Consider the following 2,086-nt stretch of genomic DNA (forward strand, 5'->3'; position numbering starts at 1 on the left):
CTTGTCTCGTGATTACGAGCGATTGCCAGACGTACTGGGGGGATTGCACTTCGTGGTCTTTGCCATTCTCATGCTGCCCAATGCCATGCCGTTGATTCGGTTGGCTCAAAGTTCATAACACGCTCTAAAGTGCGCGGGCGCCAGTGAAAACACGCCTGCGCTCTCGGTGAGAAAGTGCGTCCGGGGCGCCGGAGCGGCAGGCCTTTCCTGCTATGCTTGCCAGCCCTTTTGACGGAGACATCCCGTTGGGCTAGGCCAAGCGGCCAGACGGCCCGACACAACAATGAAGGACATCCCATGAGATTGATTTTGCTCGGCGCTCCCGGCGCAGGAAAAGGCACGCAAGCGGCGTTTATTTGCGAGAAGTTCGGTATTCCGCAAATCTCCACAGGCGACATGCTGCGCGCGGCCGTCAAGGCGGGTACACCGCTGGGCTTGCAGGCCAAGGCCGTGATGGATGCCGGGCAGTTGGTGAGCGATGACATCATCATCGGCTTGGTGAAAGAGCGCATCGCGCAACCCGATTGCGCCAAGGGCTTTTTGTTTGACGGCTTCCCGCGCACCATCGTGCAGGCCGACGCTCTCAAGGACGCTGGCGTGACGCTGGATTACGTGCTGGAAATCGACGTGCCTTTTGGCGACATCCTGGAGCGCGCGACGGGCCGCCGCCAACACCCCGGCAGCGGGCGCACTTACCACGTCAAGTTCAACCCGCCCAAGGTGGAAGGGGTGGACGATGTCACGGGCGAGCCGCTGATCCAGCGCGATGACGACAAAGAAGAAACAGTGCGCAAACGCCTGGAGGTGTATGACGCGCAAACGCGCCCGCTGATTCAATACTATTCCGAATGGGCCGCCCAAGCGCCAGAGAGTGCGCCGCAATACCGCAAGATCAGTGGCGTGGGCGCGGTGGATGAAATCACCCGGCGGGTGTTCGAGGCCCTGGGCGCGTAAAGCGCGAGCCATGGTGGGTACTGCGAACCTGTGAAAGAGCGCCTTCTTGCAAGTTGGCCCGTTCGGGGCCTGAATCTTTGGCTGGAAATCGACGGCATGCGCCAAAGCGCAGCCGTCGCTTTTTATGCCATGTTGAGCCTGGCGCCGCTGCTGGTGCTGGTGGTGGCCGGGCTAGGCTGGTGGCTTGACCGCTCGGTGGTGGAAGAAACCCTGTTGCAGCAAATTCAGGATGTGACAGGCGAGAAAGCCGCCGCCGTGGTGCAGCATGCGCTGCAAAGCGCGACCGCACCCGAGCAGGGTGCGATTGCGACGGTGATCGCCTTTGGCGTTTTGATGTCGGCGGCCACGGGCGTCTTCGTGGCGTTGCAAGATGCGCTGGCCGATATTTGGGGCGTGAAGCACAGCGCGCACAAGCGCGCGCCGATGTGGCAATTGCTGGTGCTGCGCTTGCGGGGCATGGGGTATGTGCTGGCCTTGGGCGGGGCGCTCATGCTTTCGCTGGTGGTTTCGGCGGTGCTGCGGGTGCTGACGCGCATGCTCGATGACGTCATTGCCAATCCGTGGTTTTGGGGCACGCTCAACGAAGTTGTGGGCCTGCTGTTTGTCACGCTGCTGTTCGTGGGCATGATGCGCATCAGCGATGGGCGCAAGCCGTCTCTGCGCTATCTGGTGTGGGGTTCGCTGATTGGCTCGGCGCTGTTCACGCTGGGCAAGCGCGCCATGACGCTGTATCTGTCGGAGGCGGCGGTAGTGTCCGCTTACGGCGCGGCAGGCTCGCTGGTAGCGTTGCTGATGTGGCTGTATTTCTCCAGCGCCATCTTGCTGCTGGCTGCCAGTTTGGCCAAAGCCATGTCGGAGTCAGGCGCTCCCCAAGTGACAGCGGCTGAGGCAACGCCCGAACAATCCTGATTTACAAATCAAAAGAAAAACAAAAAACCCGTTTCGGCAATTCTGCGCTGAAACGGGTTTTCTTTTGGTTTGTATTGATGGTTTTTCGGGATTCTCAGAACCTGTTCAAAATCTTTTTGCCAATTTGTTTATGCTTGTTGCATGAGAGCGAAATACCCAAGCGACATCAGCCCAGAGCAATTTGAGCATGTGCGCCCTTTGCTGGAGAGCGCACGCAAAAGCA

Annotated in this window: 2 protein-coding genes and 1 pseudogene; all 3 read left to right on the forward strand. The window is 59.7% G+C overall.

All coding sequences use genetic code 11. The features are described from left to right. Window positions 1-118, forward strand: a pseudogene (locus tag EBQ26_RS12465) (IS5/IS1182 family transposase); the annotation flags it as partial. A gap of 179 nt (window positions 119-297) precedes the next feature. Continuing rightward, window positions 298-954, forward strand: coding sequence for an adenylate kinase (adk, locus tag EBQ26_RS12470; protein ID WP_122239554.1), 657 nt, complete (start codon window positions 298-300; stop codon window positions 952-954). Between the two features lie 96 nt (window positions 955-1,050). Further along, complete coding sequence (locus EBQ26_RS12475; RefSeq protein ID WP_122239555.1) at window positions 1,051-1,863, forward strand: YihY/virulence factor BrkB family protein; 813 nt, start codon at window positions 1,051-1,053, stop codon at window positions 1,861-1,863. The last annotated feature ends 223 nt before the right edge of the window (window positions 1,864-2,086 follow it).

It is taken from the genome of Allofranklinella schreckenbergeri (assembly GCF_003703475.1).
GTDB lineage: Bacteria > Pseudomonadota > Gammaproteobacteria > Burkholderiales > Burkholderiaceae_C > Lampropedia > Lampropedia schreckenbergeri.

Excerpts from the sequence above, each read along its gene's own strand:
- adk (WP_122239554.1), top strand. The coding sequence starts at position 298 with ATGAGATTGATTTTGCTCGGCGCTCCCGGCGCAGGAAAAGGCACGCAA.
- EBQ26_RS12475 (WP_122239555.1), top strand. The coding sequence starts at position 1,051 with ATGCGCCAAAGCGCAGCCGTCGCTTTTTATGCCATGTTGAGCCTGGCG.